We start from the raw sequence: 17,397 nt of genomic DNA, 5'->3' as shown, positions 1-17,397 counted from the left end.
TCCGTCCTGACGACGAGTCGTACTCCACACAAGCTTCCAAACCTACGCATCTCGGAGTGTCGCGCGGGCGTGGCCAGTAGTGCTGGGCATCGTGTTTCACGTGAAACGTCGCTCACTGCTGCACGGCATCATCAGTCGTGGCCGCGCTGCGGCCGAACCGCGCGACCGGAAGCCTCTCGGGTCACTCGGAGAGGTAACGGAGATTTCCACAGAGGTGGAATTCTCCACAGAACACCAGGCCTCACTGGTTCACGACCCCGAAGACATGGGAGGCTCTGTTCATTGCGAGCCTGAAGTCGAGGAGAGTGAATCCTTGCGGTCCGACGCCAACATCGCGGGACCGATGACCGATCCGGTCCCCGGTCCCCGTACCGAGTCGATGGGGGAGGATGTTTCACGTGAAACACCGCCCCCGATGGACGACACTCCCATCGGTCGTGCTGCCCAACTGGCGGTAGAGGCTCTGGGCCGCGCCGGCGAGGGACTGCCTCGGCCCGAGCAGACCCGAGTCATGGTGGTCGCCAACCAGAAGGGCGGCGTGGGCAAGACCACGACGACGGTCAACCTCGCCGCTTCGCTGGCTCTGCACGGCGCCCGTGTCCTCGTGGTCGACCTTGACCCCCAGGGCAACGCGTCCACCGCGCTGGGAATCGACCACCACGCGGAGGTGCCTTCCATCTACGACGTGCTGATCGACAGCAAGCCGCTGGCAGAAGTCGTCCAGCCCGTTCCTGATGTCGAAGGTCTCTTCTGTGCACCCGCCACGATCGATCTCGCCGGTGCGGAGATCGAGTTGGTGTCCCTGGTGGCACGAGAGAGCCGGCTGCAGCGGGCGATTCAGGCGTACGAGCAGCCCCTGGACTACGTCCTCATCGACTGCCCGCCCTCGCTCGGGCTGTTGACGGTCAACGCTTTGGTCGCCGGCCAGGAGGTACTCATCCCGATCCAGTGTGAGTACTACGCACTGGAGGGCCTGGGTCAGCTGCTCCGCAATGTCGACCTGGTACGGGGGCACCTCAACCCCGTCCTCCATGTGTCGACCATCCTGCTCACCATGTATGACGGCCGGACGCGCCTGGCGTCGCAGGTTGCCGACGAGGTGCGTACCCACTTCGGCGAGGAGGTGCTGCGGACTAGCATTCCCCGCTCGGTCCGTATCTCCGAGGCGCCGAGCTATGGGCAGACGGTGCTGACCTACGATCCAGGATCGAGTGGTGCCCTCTCCTACCTTGAGGCGGCACGAGAAATCGCGCTGAAGGGCGTGGGCGTGGGGTACGACCCGACGCACGCCCACATCGGTGCTCAGAACAATCCGAGTGTGGTGGAGGGGATCCAGTGAGCGATCGACGGAGGGGGTTGGGCCGTGGTCTCGCCGCACTGATCCCAGCGGCCTCAACAGGAGAGAAGGAGCCTCCCGCACAGGGAGGCCCCGCGACAGCACCGCCGACGGCGGCATCCGTCTTCACGCCTGAGCGCGGGCTGGCAGCCTCGAAGGTGACCACGCTTCCGCCTGTTTCACGTGAAACAACGGAGGAGTCGTCGAACGGCGCGGTGGAGCTGCCCGCAGCGCCCATTGGTGCGTACTTCGCCGAGCTGCCCCTCGACTCCATCACCCCGAACCCGCGCCAGCCGCGCAAGGAGTTCGACGACGACCTTCTTCAGGAACTCGTCACCTCCATCAAGGAAGTCGGCCTTCTCCAGCCCATCGTCGTGCGTCAAGTGGGCCCGGCCCGTTACGAGCTCATCATGGGTGAGCGGCGCTGGCGAGCCTGCCATGAGGCGGAGCTGGAGGCGATCCCGGCAATCGTGCGGGCGACGGATGACGAGAAGCTCCTTCTGGACGCGCTCTTGGAGAACCTGCACCGTGCCCAGCTGAACCCGCTGGAAGAGGCGTTCGCCTACGACCAGTTGCTCAAGGACTTCAACTGCACGCACGACCAGTTGGCAGACCGCATCGGTCGGTCCCGCCCGCAGGTCTCCAACACCCTGCGTCTGCTGAAGCTCCCGCCGGCGGTTCAGCGACGGGTGGCCGCCGGAGTTCTCTCGGCCGGGCACGCCCGGGCTCTGCTCTCCGTCGAGGACTCCGAAGAGCAGGACAAGCTGGCGCACCGGATCGTGGCCGAGGGACTGTCGGTACGGGCCGTCGAAGAAATCGTCACTCTCATGGGCTCGGGGCCCAGGACCCCCACACGGTCCAAGGGGCCCCGAGCCGGCTCCGTGCCGTCTCCGGCGCTGGGTGAGCTCGCTACCCGACTCTCGGATCGTTTCGAGACGCGGGTGAAGATCGACCTGGGTCAGAAGAAAGGCAAGATCACCGTGGAGTTCGCCTCCACGGAGGACCTTGAGCGGATCCTGAGCACGCTCGCTCCGGGCGAGAAGCTCGCTCTCCAGAAGAGCCTTCTGGACGACGACTCGGAGGAAACGGAGGCCTGAGCCTCCGAATGGCAGGACGGCCTTCGGCCGGTCGACCGCATGAGCGGGCTGTGTCCGATGTATACCGGACACAGCCCGCTCTTTGCTTTGAGGCGGTATCTAGGCAATCTCATCGTGGATACGATGCGTTCGGGTATGACGCATCGACCTGGCGGATCTTCTTGGGAGAGGCGGGGGCCATGCGAACCGTGAGCCGTTCCGGTCTGGTGACCGCAGGACTGGGACTGGGGGCGGTCGGCGGCTTTGTCGGCAGTCTGCTCAGGGAGCGGAGCGCTCTGACAGCAGCTCGCGACGCTGCGGGCGAAGGAAGCGAGGAACAGCCTTCATGGGGCGTCGGCTCGTACCGCTCACGCTGGACAACCTTCAGGACCTTCCCAAGCGCTGTCGCTCGTGTGTCTTCTGGGAGCTGGACCCAGTCAGCGGCGAGGCAGCGGTAAAGGCGGGCACCCCCGCACTGGAGAAGGAGGCGTGGATTTCCGCCGTCCTGCTGGACTGGGGGTCCTGTGGCCGGGTCGTCTATGTGGACGAGGTACCGGTGGGCTTCGTGCTGTACGCGCCTCCGGCCTATGTACCCCGCTCCACGGCGTTCCCCACGAGTCCGGTGTCTCCCGACGCGGTTCAGTTGATGACCGCCTTCATCATGCCGGGCTATCAGGGACAGGGGCTCGGGCGTGTGATGGTCCAGACGGTTGCCAAAGATCTGTTGCGGCGGGGCTTCAAGGCGATCGAGGCTTTCGGGGACGCCCGCTGGAGCGAGCCGGCGTGTGTCCTTCCCGCTGACCATCTGACGGCCGTGGGCTTCAAGACGGCCCGTCCCCATCCGAGTTACCCGCGGCTGCGGTTGGAGTTGCGGACGACGCTCTCCTGGAAGGAGGACGTCGAGTTGGCGCTGGACCGGCTTCTTGGCGCTGTACAGAAGGAGCCGGCGTTGCGCCCGCTCTGAAGCGAAGGGGCCGACCCGCCTGGGTCGGCCCCTTACTGTTTCACGTGAAACATCACTCGGCGATGAAGTCCTCGAGGTCACGCACGATCGCGGCCTTCGGCTTGGCGCCGACGATGGTCTTGGCGACCTCGCCACCCTGGTACACGTTCAGCGTCGGGATGGACATGACGCCGTACTTGGCAGCCGTGGCCGGGTTCTCGTCGATGTTGAGCTTGACGATCTCGATCTTGTCGCCGTACTCCTGGGCGATCGCTTCGAGGGACGGCGCGATCTGGCGGCACGGACCGCACCAGGCGGCCCAGAAGTCCACCAGGACGGGCTTGTCGTTCTTGAGGACGTCCTGCTCGAAGGAGTCGTCGGTCACGTTCTTCAGAGTGCCGGCCACTGAGGGCTCCTAACTGGTTGTGCGGTGGGGCGGACGGGGGTCAGACGGTGGTCTTCTCGGGCTCGGCGGCCTGCTCGCCGTCGGCGAGGGCGGCGAGGTAGCGCTCGGCGTCGAGAGCGGCGGAGCAGCCAGTGCCGGCCGCGGTGATCGCCTGGCGGTACGTGTGGTCGACGACGTCACCGGCGCCGAAGACACCGGTCAGGTTCGTCCGGGTCGACGGAGCGGCCACCTTCAGATAGCCCTCGTCGTCCAGGTCGAGCTGACCCTTGAAGAGTTCCGTGCGCGGGTCGTGGCCGATCGCGATGAACAGACCCGTCACCGGCAGCTCGGAGGACCCGCCCGTCTTGAGGTTGCGCAGCTTCAGGCCGGCGAGCTTCTGGTCGCCCTGGATCTCGGCGACCTCGCTGTCCCACACGAAGGAGATCTTCGGGTCTGCGAAGGCACGCTCCTGCATCGCCTTGGAAGCGCGCAGCGTGTCCCGGCGGTGGACGATGGTCACGGACTTGGCGAACCGGGAGAGGAAGGTCGCCTCCTCCATGGCGGTGTCACCGCCGCCGATCACGGCGATGTCCTGGTCCTTGAAGAAGAACCCGTCACAGGTGGCGCACCAGGAGACACCGCGGCCGGAGAGAGCATCCTCGTTCGGCAGCCCGAGCTTGCGGTGCTGAGAACCCGTGGTGACGATGACGGCCTTCGCGCGGTGCACCGTGCCCGCGGTGTCCGTGACGGTCTTGACCTCACCGCTCAGGTCAACGGCGACGATGTCGTCCGGGACGAGCTCGGCACCGAAGCGCTCGGCCTGGGCACGCATGTTGTCCATGAGGTCGGGGCCCATGATGCCGTCCCGGAAACCGGGGAAGTTCTCCACCTCGGTGGTGTTCATCAGCGCGCCGCCGGCGGTGACGGCGCCCTCGAACACCAGCGGCTTCAGCGACGCGCGCGCGGTGTAGAGCGCCGCCGTGTAGCCGGCGGGCCCGGAGCCGATGATGATCACGTTACGGACGTCGCTCACGGCTTGATTCCTCGTCTCTGGAGACTGCTGCGTACTGCCGGTGGGAGCTGCTCTCGGAACTCTCACCCCACCCAACGGATCCTAAGGGGCGTGCATTCCCGGTGTGTCCGGGCACACGGAGACGGTGCACCGCACAGGGATGCCAAGGGTGTCACAGGACGAGTGACAGTCGTCAGGGGCGGGTGTAGGACTGCTTCACGAGAACGTCGCCGGCGGGCTCCGAAGCCTTGTCCAAGCACGAGGCATCGACGACATAAGCGGTGACGCGTGCGTCGTCGGAGCGGTCGGGCAGGAGCACGAGGTACGCGTCCTTGCCCCGGTAGGTCCCTTGCTCGGAGGCGATCGCGCCTGTGGTGTCGCCGATGCCCTTCGCGATGCAGTCGGGCACGTCGGTCTTGAAGATCTTGTGCGTGCTCTTGTCCGGGGTCCCCGCAGTCCCGAGATCATCCTTGTCACGCTGTCCCTGGGTCTCGTTCTTGACCGTGCCCAGGAGGTCTTCGACCCGCTTCTCCAGCTTGACGCCGGAGAAGGTATCGGCGGCCGGGGCCACACGCGTGGGACCGTCGCTCTCACTCATCGACTGGACGACGAGTGCACTGAAGCCCAGTGCGGCCATCGCGAAGACGGCACCGATGACCGTCCGACGACGGTTGTGACGCCTCCGACGTGCGCGGCCCGGGCCGGTGGACGCGCGTGGATGCCCGACAGGGCGATCCACCACAGGCGATGTTTCACGTGAAACATCCGCGTCGCCTTCACTCGCCACAGGGCGGGAGGCATCGGCAGCGGCAGGCTCTTCGGCGTTCTCAGGCTGTGCCGTGGCGTTCAGCAGCGCCTCGGCGGCCAGTGCGGCGTCGATCCGCCCCACCACGTCGTCGGGCATACGCGGAGGGCCCGGCAGGGTGCCGAGCGTGCTGCGGATCTCCTCCAGCGAGGCGTACACGTCGGCGCAGAGAGGGCACTCGTCCAGATGCCGACGGACATCCGCGGTACGGGACGGTGGGAGCAGCCCCTCGGTGAGGTCGGAGATTTCCGCGACTTCCGGGTGCCCGGCCATGTCGGTCGTGGATGTCACGCTCGCCCACCTCCGCCCTTCACAGCAGCTGAATCGCTTGGCCCTGCATCATGTGGTCCCGCTGCGGGTGGGACGGATGCACCCTGCGTCCGGTTCCTTCCGCGCCCCGACTTTTGGCCGCCGTCACCCTCGCCATCCTTGCGGAGGTGGGTCAGGAGCGGCAGAAGTCTGGCTCTGCCACGGGCGCACCGGCTCTTCACCGTGCCGGTCGGCACGTCGAGGATCCGCGCGGCCTCCGCCACCGGGTAGCCCTGCATGTCCACCAGGACGAGCGCCGCCCGCTGGTCCTGCGGCAGAGTACCCAGCGCCTCCAGCAGCTCCCGGTGCAGATCGTTGCGCTCGGCCGGAGCGGAAGCCGACTCGTGCGGCTCCAGTAGTTGCTCCAGGCGCTCGGTGTCGTCGACCGGAGACGTCTTACGGGACGCAGCCTTGCGGGCACGGTCCAGGCAGGCGTTCACCGTGATGCGGTGCAGCCAGGTCGTGACGGCCGACTGACCGCGGAAGGTGTGGGCGGCCCGATAGGCGGACACCAGCGCGTCCTGGACGGCGTCGGCGGCCTCCTCGCGGTCCCCCAGGGTCCGCAGCGCCACCGCCCACAGCCGGTCCCGGTGGCGCCTCACGAGCTCTCCGAACGCGTCGGGGTCACCCTCGACGTGTCGGGCCAGGAGATCCTGATCGCTTACCCCGCTGAGATCAGCGCCGTGCGCCATCGGACCTCCTCCCTGGGTGAGATTTCAGCCCGTGAACTTCACGTTGGTGATCGCCTGCTTGTAGCCGGCGCCACTGAACTGGTCACGGGCTGCCTTCGGCACATCGGTGAGCCAGACCAGAACGTACCGGGTCTTCACCGGTTCCTTGGCGGAGATCTTCAGTTCCGTCCCGGTCGTCTTGTTCGTGGCGATCTTCGTCATCGAGCTGATAGGAGCAGAGGACGACAAGGAGTCGGCCGCGTAGAGCGTGGCCGTCGTGTGGTCGCCGGGGTAGTAGAGCCCTATCGAAGCAGCCGACACCTCCCGGACCGAGCCGAGGTCGTAGACGATGCCGACGCCCTGCTTGAACGGCGCCAGCGTGGGGCCGGCGGTGTAGGAGTAGGTCCGCCAGTACGTGGACGTGCTCTTGTCGTACGTCAGGCCCACGTCTTCGGCATGCTGGGGCTTCCCGTCCGGGTAGTACTCCGCGGCGTCCTTGATGCTCAGCGTCGTGATCGGTTTGGCCTTGTCGGTGCCCTTGTCGTTGCCGTCGGCGGTCTGGCTCGTATCCGGCTCGCTGGACTGGTCCCCATGGCTCATGAGCGCGTCGGCGAGCTGCCAGCTGCCGAGACCGAGCGCGGCGATCAGCAACGCCGAGACAGCCCACTTGAGGGCTCTGCCGGTCCGGCTCTGCAGCGGGGGCGGCGGGGGCTGCAGCTGCTGAGTGACGCCCTGGTGCGGTGCCTGACGGCCGTACGAGCCCTGCTGGAACGTCGTGCGCTGGTAGTCCGGCGGTGCGGTGAAGGCGGGCTCCGGCGGGCGGATGCGCGGCATCTCGCCGATCGCCTTCACCAGTTCCTCCGGCGTCGTGCAAGGGGACTCGTGGCGGGAGGCGGTGGCGCCGTCGTTGGCGAGCGCACGCATGGCGAGCTCCGACAGCCCGCGGTGGACGCCCGCCCGTACCTGGTCGGGTGCGATGAGCCCGACACCCTTGGGGAGGCCGGAGAGACCGTGCGCGTGGTTCTCGTACGGCCAGCGCTGGGTGAGCGCCGCGTACAGCAGTGCGCCGATCGCCTCCGTGTCCGTGCGCTGCGGGGTGTCCGAGCCGATGCCGCGCAGCGCGGCGTTCACTGCGAGACCGCGGATGCGCCACTGCCCTGCGGCGGAGCGCAGCACGGCGCTCGGGTTGAGCCGGAGATGCGACAGGCCCTCTCGGTGCGCGGCGGCCATGGCGTGGGAGACCTGGCTGACCATCTGGTACGCGTCGTGCGGTTCCAGCGGGCCAGAGGCCAGCAACGCCGTCAGTTCCGTGGCATCGGGCAGCCACTCGTGCACCACGTACACGAGGTCGTTCTCCTCGACAGCGTCCAGTACCTGGACGAAGCGGGGATCACCCAGCAGCGCCGAGGAGCGGGCCGCCGCCAGCACGGAACGGGCGCGCGCGTGGTCGGCGGGCAGCACATGCACGCCGACCGCGCGACGCAGTTTCTCGTCCACGGCACGCCAACTGCTGAAACCGTCCAGACGGGTGACGCACTCTTCGAGGCGGTAGCGTCTGGCGAGCTTGTGGCCGCTGTGTAGTTCGGGCGGTGTCGTCTTCGAGGGGCTCTCGGTACCGCCGCTCCCCTGTGCCTCTTCGCTCGCCGAGCTTTCCGTGTCCCGCTCCCGGTTCTGGGCCTCCCCGTCGGCCGTGGACTGGTCCGCTTGTGCGGTCAGCGGCTCGTCGCCGCTGTTGTCTGCCACGTCGACGGCAGCCGTGCTCCGTTCCGCCACCGTCGTTCCTGCCTCCCCAATCCGTTGAGCGCTCTGCGACGCCAAGCCAATTGTGCCCACAGTCCACCGCTATGAGCGACACGCGGCGGCGGACAATGGTTGTGCGCGTACCCCAGCCTCAGCGCCCCAGCCGCCCGCGGACCATGCCGACCATCGAGTTGAGCTCTTCGATGCGCATGCGCCGCGCGGCGACGTAGAAGACACCGAGCAGGACGATTCCTCCTCCGACGAGTGCGAGCATCGAGCCGCCGACGCCCTGCCCCAAGGACCGGCTGATGCCGTAGCAGGCCGCGCCGCTGAGCAGCGCCGCGGGCAGCGAGGCGATGGACAGCCGGGCGTACGTCCGCATGACCCTGGATCCGTCCAGGTCCCCGCTCAGCCGCTTCTTGAGACGACGCCAGGCGACACCGACACCGATCATGTACGCCAGACCGTACGAGGCCGCCATGCCGACCACGGCCCAGCGGGCCGGGATCACGAAGAAGCAGACCGCGGAGGCGCTCGCGTTGACAGCCGCCACGATGACCGTGTTGTAGAACGGCGTCCGGGTGTCCTCGTACGCGTAGAAGGCACGGAGGACGACGTACTGCACGGAGTACGGGATCAGACCGAGCCCGAAGGCCATCAGCATGAAGCCCATGTTCGTGGCGGCGCCGATGCCGGAGGAACCGAAGATCAGTGTGCACATCGGGATGCCGAGTGCGACGAAGCCGAAGGCGATCGGCACGATGGCGACCGCCGTGGTGCGCAGGCCCTGTGAGATGTCGTCACGAACCGCGCCGGCGTCTTCCTCGGCGGCCGAGCGCGAGATGCGCGGCAGGAGAGCGGCCATGAGCGAGACGGTGATGATGGCCTGCGGCAGGCCCCAGATGAGCTGGGCGTTGGCATAAGCGCTGAAACCGGTGCCGGAGATCTTCGTCTCAGTGACCGCAGCGGTCGCCAGCTGGGTGACGACGAGGGCACCCGCCTGGTTGGCGAGTACGAACAGGATCGTCCACTTGGCGAGCATCGCGGCCTTGCCGAGACCGTGGCCCTTCCAGTCGAAGCGCAGCCGCAGCCGGAATCCGGTCTCCCGCAGGTACGGGATCATCGCCAGCGCCTGGACCACGAGGCCCAGGAGGATGCCGATGCCGAGCAGCCGCACGCCCTCCGGCGGGATGGTGCTGACCTGCATGTTCGACTCGGCCGCACTGCCGTAGACCCAGAGGAACGCGCCGAGGGTGACGATGATGACGATGTTGTTCAGGACCGGGGTCCACATCATCGCGCCGAACCGGCCACGGGCGTTGAGGATCTGACCCATCACCACGTGGATGCCCATGAAGAAGATCGAGGGCAGGAAGTACCGCGTGAAGGTGACCGCGACGTCGTTGGCGTCGGCGTCGGTGGCGAGGGGGGTCGAAAGCGCGCGGACGAGGAGTGGTGCGGCGAACATGGCGAGCGCGGTGAGCACGCCGAGGACCACCATGACCAAGGTCAGGAGTCGGTTGGCGTACGCCTCTCCGCCGTCGTCGTCCTCCTTCATGGCGCGCACGAGCTGGGGGACGAAGACGGAGTTGAGACCACCGCCGACGGTCAGGATGTAGATCATCGTCGGCAGCTGGTAGGCCACCTGGAAGGACTCACCGAGCAGGGCGAGGCCGAGCGCCGAGACGATCATCGCCGAGCGGATGAAGCCGGTGAGGCGCGAGACCATGGTGCCCGCCGCCATCACGGCGCTCGACTTCAGCAGACCTGAGGCCCGCCCCCCCTTCTTGGCCGGAGGCGCGGGGGTGGGGGCAGCGGCGGGCTCCTCGTACGTGGGACGGCCCGGGGCGGGGGCCGGACCGGGAACGGACGGCTGCCCCGTGGGGGCGTGGCCGCTCTGCTGCTGGTCGCGGAAGAGGTGCGCGAAGGCGTCCGGCTCGTGGCGCTCCTCGCCGGCCTGCGTCACCAGGTCGTCCACACCGACGAACTGGGTCGTACGGGCGTCGTCCCCGTACGGCAGATGCCGGGTCGGCCCTTCCGGCTCGGGCGCAGGTGTCTGGGCCCACACACGCGGATCGGGTGCGTACTGCGGCGCCGACGGCTGGCTGTAGAGCGGCTGCTGCGGCTGGTGGGTGCCCGGAGCCGGCGGCGGATGCGCGGCACGGTCGTAGAGTGCCTCGGCAACCGGGTCCTGAGATGCCAGGTCGCTTGCGCGGTAGGGGTCCTGGGCGTAGGCGTCCTGGAGGTACATGTCCGCCGGAGGCTGCGGCGGCACCTGGCCCGGCCCGGGCAGCGGGCCGTCGGGATACCCCGAGTCGGCCGCGCCCTGACCGCGGTCACCGTCGTACGGCGCGTTCATGGTTACCCCACCTCATCGTCCCCGGGCCAACCGGCCGCGACAATCGCTCAACGGTCCACTCTCTCACCCGTGCCGGACGGGTCGGCGCTTTCCGGTGCGGTGTCCTGTACGCGGTCACTCGCGTGCTCCGGCTCGTCTGCCCCGGAGTTCACCGGGGACTCCTCCTCGGCAGTGTGTACGACTGAGGCCGCCTCGGCGTTCGCGTCGTCGTCCGGTGAGACGCCTTCCGACGAGTTTTCGTCCGTCGAGCTCCCCTCCGCCTCCAGCCGCGCGGCGGCGCGCTTGCGCTGCGTGTACATCCGGAAGCCGGCGAGGACGAGGAGCAGGACGCCACCGGCGATGACCAGCATCACCGTGGGTGTGATCTCGGTGACGTTCACCGTGAAGGTGACCTCCTCGCCGTACGCCTCGCCGTCGGCCGTGTAGAGCTGGGCGACGACGGTGACCGGCCCGTTGGCCTCGGCGTTGGTGGTGAACTTCACGGACTCGCTGTGCCCGCCGGAGATGTCGACGGACTGCTCGTCGAAGGTTGTGTTGCCGATCTTCAGACGCTTCGGGGCCTTCGACGTGAGGCGCAGCGTCAGGTTGTCGACACCCTGCACGAGGTTGTTCTGCACGGTCACGGGGATGGTGGCGCTGCGGCCCGAGAGCTTCGTCTCGGACTTCTCGATCAGCCGTACCTGGTCGGTGAGCGTGTTGAGGTACGACTGCACCTCGTTGCGGTAGACCGCGGCCTGAACGGAGTGGCCCCGCCAGGAGGTGGACATCTCCCGGTCCATGGTTCTGCCGAAGGGCGTGACCACACGGGACTGGTCGGAGAGGATCACCTTGAACCGGTCGAGGTCGGCCTGCGTGTCCTGGATGTTCTCGAAAGCCGACTTCGGCAGTGCCTGCTTGCGCAGCGACGAGGGGTAGGCCGATGCCGCCGGGATCTTGGTGGTGGCGCCGGGATCGGGCTTCGCGGCGGCGGCCTCGGACAGCTCCTGCGACTGCGACCAGGTTCCCCCCTGGAGCGCCGTCAGAGCCTGTGCCATCGTCTGCGCCTGACTCGCGGACGGCATGCGCTGCGGGGCGATCACGATGCTGCGCTGCTTGTTGTTCTGGAGGCCCGTCATCAGACTCTGGGCGAGGAACCTCTGCACCGCCAGCGTGGAGCTCTCGGCCTTCGTCATGTCGCCTTGGAAGGCCGTCGACAGCCGGGCGTCCGCCACCACGGCCGTGGTGCCGCCGCCGATGGGCCGGGCGGCGTTGGGCGTGTAGGACAGGCTGCTGCTTTCCTGCAGGCTGTCACTGCGGGCGATCACCTTGTCGGCGCCCGCGGAGATGGCGACCTTGACGATCGACGGGTCGACGGCGCCGTTCACGGGCCAGGCGAAATCCGTTTCCGGCACGACCCGGAGGATGTTCTGGACTGTGTCCGAGGCCACGTCGGTGGCGTCCTTCAGTCGGCTGAGGGAGCCGGTGACCGTCTTGCCGTTGTGCGCCAGCGACGCGAGGTCGGGGTCGGCGAAGGGCAGAGCGATCACCTCTTCGCCCTGGACCGCCGTCTCCAGTTCCGCCAGCCACTTCTTGGCGACGGCCTGGTTCTCGCCCGCGACGGTGGTGCCGCCGCTGCGGACCTGGTAGCCGTCCGTCATCGCCACCACGGATGCCAGCAGGTCAGGGTCGATCACCCAGGTGATGTCGAGGTTCTTGCCCAGCGTCAGCATTTGCTCGAGGCGTCCGCCCGGGGAGATCTCCTTGGCCAGGTCGTCGTTGAGGAAGACCGGTGTCTGCTGCTCGCCGGGACCTGTCTCGGCCGTCAGATGGGTGGTGGAGATCAGCGGCCAGAGGTACGTCGTCTTCGTTTTCGTACCGGCCTCGTCGGGCTGCCACGGCAGGAAGGTGCGCTGGATGCCGAGGACCTGGTCGTACGGAGCGGCCGAGGTTTTACCCGAGAGTGATACACCCAGCTGGTAGACACCGTCCGAGCCGAGGTCGAGCTCCTTGACGGGCACCGAGATGGTGAAGGGTTGGGCCACACCGGAGGCGAGTTCGGAGAACTTCTCCACATACTTGCCGCCGACTTCCCTCCCGTCGGTGAACTGATCGAAACCGGTGCGCTTGGCCGCGTCGTCGATGGCCGAGCGGCCTGTGACGGCCGCCGATGCCATGCGAAGGCCGACGTGGGCGTCCGTGACGGTCTGCTTGCCCTTGTTCGTGACCGTGCCGGACACGGTGACCGTGTCGCCGTCCGTGGGAACACTGGGGCTGAGGGAGTCCAGGGCGACTTCGACGGTGTTCGACCCCGTGGCGTCGGCCAGGGAGGTTTTCTGTGCCGCCTGGGCGTCCGGGGCCGCGGACAGCTGGAGCAGACCGGCCAGCAGGGGCATCCCGGCGAACAGTGCTCCGGTGCGCAGCAGCCAGCGGCGGGCAGGTGAGGGACTCATCCCCTGGAAGTCTGCCGCCTCGGCCACGCGCTCGCCCGTCCCTCGTCGTCGTCAGTGGTCGTCGGAATGTGCGTCCACGCATGGTAACGATGCGCGCTGAGGGGAAGTGCCGCGGTCCGGTCCACAAGATCGGGGACGAGACCGGGCTGTCCCCCTATGTGCACGTATCCAAGGAGTCGACGATGGGGTCACCTGCGCGAAGCCCTTGTGCGCGTTCAATGGAGGCGACCGCGGCCACCAGCGCCACGTACCCTTTTCTGTTGTGCCGAACGCCAACGAAGACATCAGTGCCCTGAGCCAGGTACAGCGCCGCGCGGTGAGTGAACTGCTGCGAGTGTCGCCTGTCGCCGACGACCTCGCCCGCCGTTTCCAGGAGGCCGGGTTCTCGCTCGCCCTGGTCGGCGGTTCGGTCAGGGACGCTCTGCTCGGCCGGCTCGGCAACGATCTGGACTTCACGACGGACGCTCGTCCCGAGGACGTGCTGAAGATCGTGCGCCCCTGGGCGGACGCCGTCTGGGAGGTCGGGATCGCCTTCGGCACGGTGGGGGCGCAGAAGGACGGCTATCAGATCGAGGTCACGACCTACCGCTCCGAGGCGTACGACCGGACCTCGCGCAAGCCGGAGGTGTCGTACGGCGACTCGATCGAGGAAGACCTCGTCCGCCGTGACTTCACGGTGAACGCGATGGCGGTGGCGCTCCCCGAGAAGGAGTTCATCGACCCCCACGGCGGGCTCGAGGACCTCTCGGCACGGCTACTTCGTACCCCTGGCACCCCTGAGGAGTCCTTCTCCGACGATCCGCTGCGCATGATGCGGGCCGCGCGTTTCGCCGCGCAGCTGGACTTCGAGGTGGCTCCCGAGGTCGTGTCGGCGATGACCGACATGGCCGGCCGGCTCGAGATCGTCTCAGCGGAGCGGGTGCGGGACGAGCTGAACAAGCTGATCCTCTCCGCTCACCCGCGCAAGGGCCTGTCCTTGCTGGTCGACACCGGCCTCGCCGTGCACGTCCTGCCCGAGCTGCCGGCGCTGCGGCTGGAGCGGGACGAGCACCACCGACACAAGGACGTCTACGACCACACACTGATCGTCCTGGAGCAGGCGATCGCGCTGGAGGACAGCGGACCGGACCTCACGCTCCGGCTCGCGGCGCTGCTGCATGACATCGGCAAGCCTCGGACACGGCGCTTCGAGAAGGACGGCCGGGTCTCCTTCCACCACCACGAAGTGGTGGGAGCCAAGATGACCAAGAAGCGTATGGCGGCCCTGAAGTACTCCAATGAGCTCGTCAAGGACGTCTCGCGTCTGGTCGAGCTCCACCTGCGCTTCCATGGGTACGGCACCGGGGAGTGGACGGACTCCGCCGTCCGCCGCTATGTGCGCGATGCCGGGCCGCTCCTCGACCGGCTCCACAAACTGACCCGTTCCGACTGCACCACGCGGAACAAGCGCAAGGCGAACGCTCTGTCTCGCGCCTACGACGGTCTGGAGGAGCGCATCGCCCAGCTCCAGGAGCAGGAGGAGCTGGATGCCATCCGCCCGGATCTCGATGGCAACCAGATCATGGAGATCCTGGGCGTCAGCCCCGGCCCGGTGATCGGGCAGGCGTACAAGTTCCTGCTGGAGCTGCGGCTGGAGAACGGGCCGATGGAACACGATGAGGCGGTCGCGGCACTCAAGGAGTGGTGGGCTCAGGCGTCGCGCGTTTCGTGACGGCAGATCCTCCGTTACTTCGGGAGAACAGCAGAGCGACGCGATGTTTCACGTGAAACATCGCGTCGCTCTGCTGTGTCGTGGAGTCTGAACGCAGGTACCGCGTGGGGATGTTTCACGTGAAACATCCCCACCTCGCATCAGTGCCGCTGCGGGACTCCGAAGCGGGCCATGGCCGCAGCGATCACTCCGTAGATCACGGCCACGGTGGCCACCAGAGCGACAGAACGGCCGTCGGGAGGGAGCATCAGGGCGGCCACGGCGGCGGCGCCGACGAAGGCCACATTGAACAGAACGTCGTAGAGGGAGAAGATCCGGCCTCGATAGCCGTCGTCGACCGAGGACTGAACGATCGTGTCCGTGGCGATCTTGGCCCCCTGCGTGACGAGACCCAGAACGAACGCCGCGATCATCATGGGGACTTCCGTGAAAGGCAGGCCGAGGGCCGGTTCCAGCGCGGCGGCGGCCGCAGCGCAGGTGGCGATCCAAAGGCCCGGCCCCAACCGCCCCGCCGCCCAGGGCGTCATCACCGCCGCGGCGAAGAACCCCGCTCCCGAGATCCCCACGGCGAGACCGAGGAGGGCCAACCCCTCGTCCGAGCCGGATGCGCCAGAGCTGTCGGACGACCAGGCGTATCGGCAGAGCATGAGCACCATGACCGTCAGAGCGCCGTAGCAGAACCTCATCAGCGTCATCGATGCCAACGCCCAGGCCGCTGCCCGCCGTCCCGGCTCGGTGAGATGCCGTACACCTGCCACCAGGCCACGTGCCGTGCCGGCGAGCGCCGCGCCCAGTCGTGGCTGCACCAACGCGGGGTCGGGACCGAGTAGCTCCCGGGCGATACGCAATGAGGCGAGGGCCGCGCACAGGTACAGGGCCGAGCCGAGGAGGACCACCACGGCGTCGGAGTCCGCGGCCACCAGCCGAACGACGAAGGCGAGTCCGCCGCCCGCGGTGGCGGCGAGCGTTCCGGCTGTCGGCGAGAGCGAGTTGGCGACGACCAGACGTTCGTCGTCCACCACGCGGGGCAGGGCGGCGGAGAGTCCCGCCAGGACGAAGCGGTTGACCGCCGTGACGCAGAGAGCGGAGACGTAGAAGAGCCAGTCGGGGACGTCGATCAGGATCAGGACGGCTGTCACCGATGCCAGCATGGCGCGCAGCAGATTGCCGTACAGCAGGACCTGGCGGCGCCGCCAGCGATCGAGCAGGACGCCCGCGAAGGGCCCGACGAGGGAGTACGGGAGCAGCAGGACTGCCATCGCGGAGGCGATCGCGGCCGCCGAGGTCTGCTTCTCGGGGGAGAAGACGACGTATGTGGCGAGCGCGACCTGATAGACGCCGTCGGCTCCCTGGGACAGCAGTCGTACGGCCAGCAGACGCCGGAAGTTCCTGAAACGGAGCAGGACGCGCAGGTCGCGCACGACGGACATGGGGCACAGCCTCACATACGGGGAGGGCCCCCGGGCACATGACCCGGAGACCCTCCACAACCCACTAAGAACGCCTGGTCAGCGCTCGACCTCGCCCTTGATGAACTTCTCGACGTTCTCGCGGGCCTCGTCGTCGAAGTACTGCACTGGCGGGGACTTCATGAAGTACGACGACGCCGACAGGATCGGACCGCCGATGCCGCGGTCCTTGGCGATCTTCGCGGCGCGCAGTGCGTCGATGATGACACCAGCGGAGTTCGGGGAGTCCCAGACCTCGAGCTTGTACTCCAGGTTCAGCGGGACGTCACCGAACGCGCGGCCTTCGAGCCGGACGTACGCCCACTTGCGGTCGTCGAGCCAGGCGACGTAGTCGGAGGGGCCGATATGGACGTTCTTCTCGCCGAGCTCACGATCGGGGATCTGAGAGGTGACGGCCTGGGTCTTGGAGATCTTCTTGGACTCCAGGCGGTCGCGCTCGAGCATGTTCTTGAAGTCCATGTTGCCGCCGACGTTCAGCTGCATCGTGCGGTCCAGGACCACACCCCGGTCCTCGAACAGCTTCGCCATGACGCGATGCGTGATGGTGGCACCGACCTGCGACTTGATGTCGTCACCGACGATCGGCACGCCCGCCTCGGTGAACTTGTCAGCCCACGCCTTGGTGCCGGCGATGAAGACGGGCAGAGCGTTGACGAAGGCGACCTTGGCGTCGATGGCGCACTGGGCGTAGAACTTCGCGGCGTCCTCGGAACCGACGGGCAGGTAGCAGACGAGGACGTCGACCTGCTTGTCCTTGAGGACCTGGACGACGTCGACCGGGGGCTCGGCGGACTCCTCGATGGTCTCGCGGTAGTACTTGCCGAGACCGTCGAGCGTGTGGCCGCGCTGCACGGTCACACCGGTGCTCGGCACGTCACAGATCTTGATGGTGTTGTTCTCGGAGGCCCCGATGGCGTCCGCGAGGTCGAGACCGACCTTCTTGGCATCGACATCGAAGGCCGCGACAAACTCCACGTCACGAACGTGATAGTCACCGAACTGCACGTGCATGAGGCCTGGGACCTTGGACGCCGGGTCGGCGTCCTTGTAGTACTCGACTCCCTGCACCAGCGACGCGGCGCAGTTGCCCACGCCGACGACGGCTACGCGAACCGAACCCATTCCGGTTGCTCCCTGTGTGTACGAGTGAGG

The 17,397-nt window shown here is 67.5% G+C and carries 13 protein-coding genes; 4 read left to right on the top strand and 9 right to left on the bottom strand.

Annotated features, from left to right (window positions below):
* Positions 1-265 precede the first annotated feature (265 nt).
* From ACWD26_RS05455 to ACWD26_RS05445, 3 genes are all read left to right on the top strand, one after another.
* Positions 266-1,339, top strand: a complete 1,074-nt coding sequence (locus tag ACWD26_RS05455) for a ParA family protein (protein ID WP_451266658.1) — start codon at positions 266-268, stop codon at positions 1,337-1,339.
* Positions 1,336-2,433, top strand: coding sequence for a ParB/RepB/Spo0J family partition protein (locus tag ACWD26_RS05450; protein ID WP_451266428.1), 1,098 nt, complete (start codon positions 1,336-1,338; stop codon positions 2,431-2,433). Before ACWD26_RS05455 ends, ACWD26_RS05450 begins: the two co-directional genes overlap by 4 nt.
* Positions 2,434-2,758: 325 nt before the next feature.
* Positions 2,759-3,376, top strand: a complete 618-nt coding sequence (locus tag ACWD26_RS05445; RefSeq protein ID WP_451266426.1) for a GNAT family N-acetyltransferase — start codon at positions 2,759-2,761, stop codon at positions 3,374-3,376.
* A gap of 52 nt (positions 3,377-3,428) precedes the next feature.
* On the opposite strand, the gene trxA is transcribed toward ACWD26_RS05445, so the two are convergent.
* The 7 genes from trxA to ACWD26_RS05410 form a co-directional block, all read right to left on the bottom strand.
* Positions 3,429-3,761: a thioredoxin gene (gene trxA, locus ACWD26_RS05440; RefSeq protein WP_045558506.1), complete on the bottom strand. Its 333-nt coding sequence runs from the start codon at positions 3,759-3,761 to the stop codon at positions 3,429-3,431.
* A gap of 40 nt (positions 3,762-3,801) precedes the next feature.
* Complete coding sequence (gene trxB / locus ACWD26_RS05435; RefSeq protein WP_451266423.1) at positions 3,802-4,773, bottom strand: thioredoxin-disulfide reductase; 972 nt, start codon at positions 4,771-4,773, stop codon at positions 3,802-3,804.
* 172 nt (positions 4,774-4,945) lie between these two features.
* Complete coding sequence (locus tag ACWD26_RS05430) at positions 4,946-5,848, bottom strand: anti-sigma factor family protein (protein ID WP_451266421.1); 903 nt, start codon at positions 5,846-5,848, stop codon at positions 4,946-4,948.
* Positions 5,845-6,558 (bottom strand): RNA polymerase sigma factor SigM, encoded by a 714-nt coding sequence (gene sigM / locus ACWD26_RS05425; RefSeq protein WP_451266419.1) that lies wholly within the window; start codon positions 6,556-6,558, stop codon positions 5,845-5,847. The genes ACWD26_RS05430 and sigM overlap by 4 nt, the downstream gene beginning before the upstream one ends.
* A gap of 24 nt (positions 6,559-6,582) precedes the next feature.
* Complete coding sequence (locus ACWD26_RS05420) at positions 6,583-8,310, bottom strand: protein kinase family protein (protein WP_451266417.1); 1,728 nt, start codon at positions 8,308-8,310, stop codon at positions 6,583-6,585.
* A 118-nt stretch (positions 8,311-8,428) separates the two neighbouring features.
* Positions 8,429-10,636: a murein biosynthesis integral membrane protein MurJ gene (gene murJ, locus ACWD26_RS05415; protein ID WP_451266415.1), complete on the bottom strand. Its 2,208-nt coding sequence runs from the start codon at positions 10,634-10,636 to the stop codon at positions 8,429-8,431.
* A 47-nt stretch (positions 10,637-10,683) separates the two neighbouring features.
* Positions 10,684-13,092, bottom strand: coding sequence for a DUF6049 family protein (locus ACWD26_RS05410; RefSeq protein ID WP_451266413.1), 2,409 nt, complete (start codon positions 13,090-13,092; stop codon positions 10,684-10,686).
* 235 nt (positions 13,093-13,327) lie between these two features.
* Between ACWD26_RS05410 and ACWD26_RS05405 the strand changes: the two genes are divergently transcribed.
* A complete protein-coding gene (locus tag ACWD26_RS05405; RefSeq protein WP_451266411.1) occupies positions 13,328-14,776 on the top strand; it encodes a CCA tRNA nucleotidyltransferase in 1,449 nt (482 codons plus the stop codon).
* 140 nt (positions 14,777-14,916) lie between these two features.
* Here the strand turns inward: ACWD26_RS05405 and ACWD26_RS05400 are convergent, their stop codons facing one another.
* Positions 14,917-16,206: an MFS transporter gene (locus tag ACWD26_RS05400; RefSeq protein WP_451266409.1), complete on the bottom strand. Its 1,290-nt coding sequence runs from the start codon at positions 16,204-16,206 to the stop codon at positions 14,917-14,919.
* A gap of 78 nt (positions 16,207-16,284) precedes the next feature.
* On the bottom strand, positions 16,285-17,367 hold the full coding sequence (locus ACWD26_RS05395) for an inositol-3-phosphate synthase (RefSeq protein ID WP_451266407.1): 1,083 nt from the start codon (positions 17,365-17,367) through the stop codon (positions 16,285-16,287).
* Positions 17,368-17,397 lie beyond the last annotated feature (30 nt).

Source organism: Streptomyces sp. NPDC002787, from assembly GCF_053592095.1.
Note: the sequence above shows the minus strand (reverse complement) of the source record. Positions and strands in the feature narration are given on the sequence as shown.

Excerpts from the sequence above, each read along its gene's own strand:
- ACWD26_RS05455 (WP_451266658.1), top strand. The coding sequence starts at position 266 with ATGGGAGGCTCTGTTCATTGCGAGCCTGAAGTCGAGGAGAGTGAATCC.
- ACWD26_RS05445 (WP_451266426.1), top strand. The coding sequence starts at position 2,759 with ATGGGGCGTCGGCTCGTACCGCTCACGCTGGACAACCTTCAGGACCTT.
- sigM (WP_451266419.1), bottom strand. The coding sequence starts at position 6,558 with ATGGCGCACGGCGCTGATCTCAGCGGGGTAAGCGATCAGGATCTCCTG.
- murJ (WP_451266415.1), bottom strand. The coding sequence starts at position 10,636 with ATGAACGCGCCGTACGACGGTGACCGCGGTCAGGGCGCGGCCGACTCG.
- ACWD26_RS05400 (WP_451266409.1), bottom strand. The coding sequence starts at position 16,206 with ATGTCCGTCGTGCGCGACCTGCGCGTCCTGCTCCGTTTCAGGAACTTC.
- ACWD26_RS05395 (WP_451266407.1), bottom strand. The coding sequence starts at position 17,367 with ATGGGTTCGGTTCGCGTAGCCGTCGTCGGCGTGGGCAACTGCGCCGCG.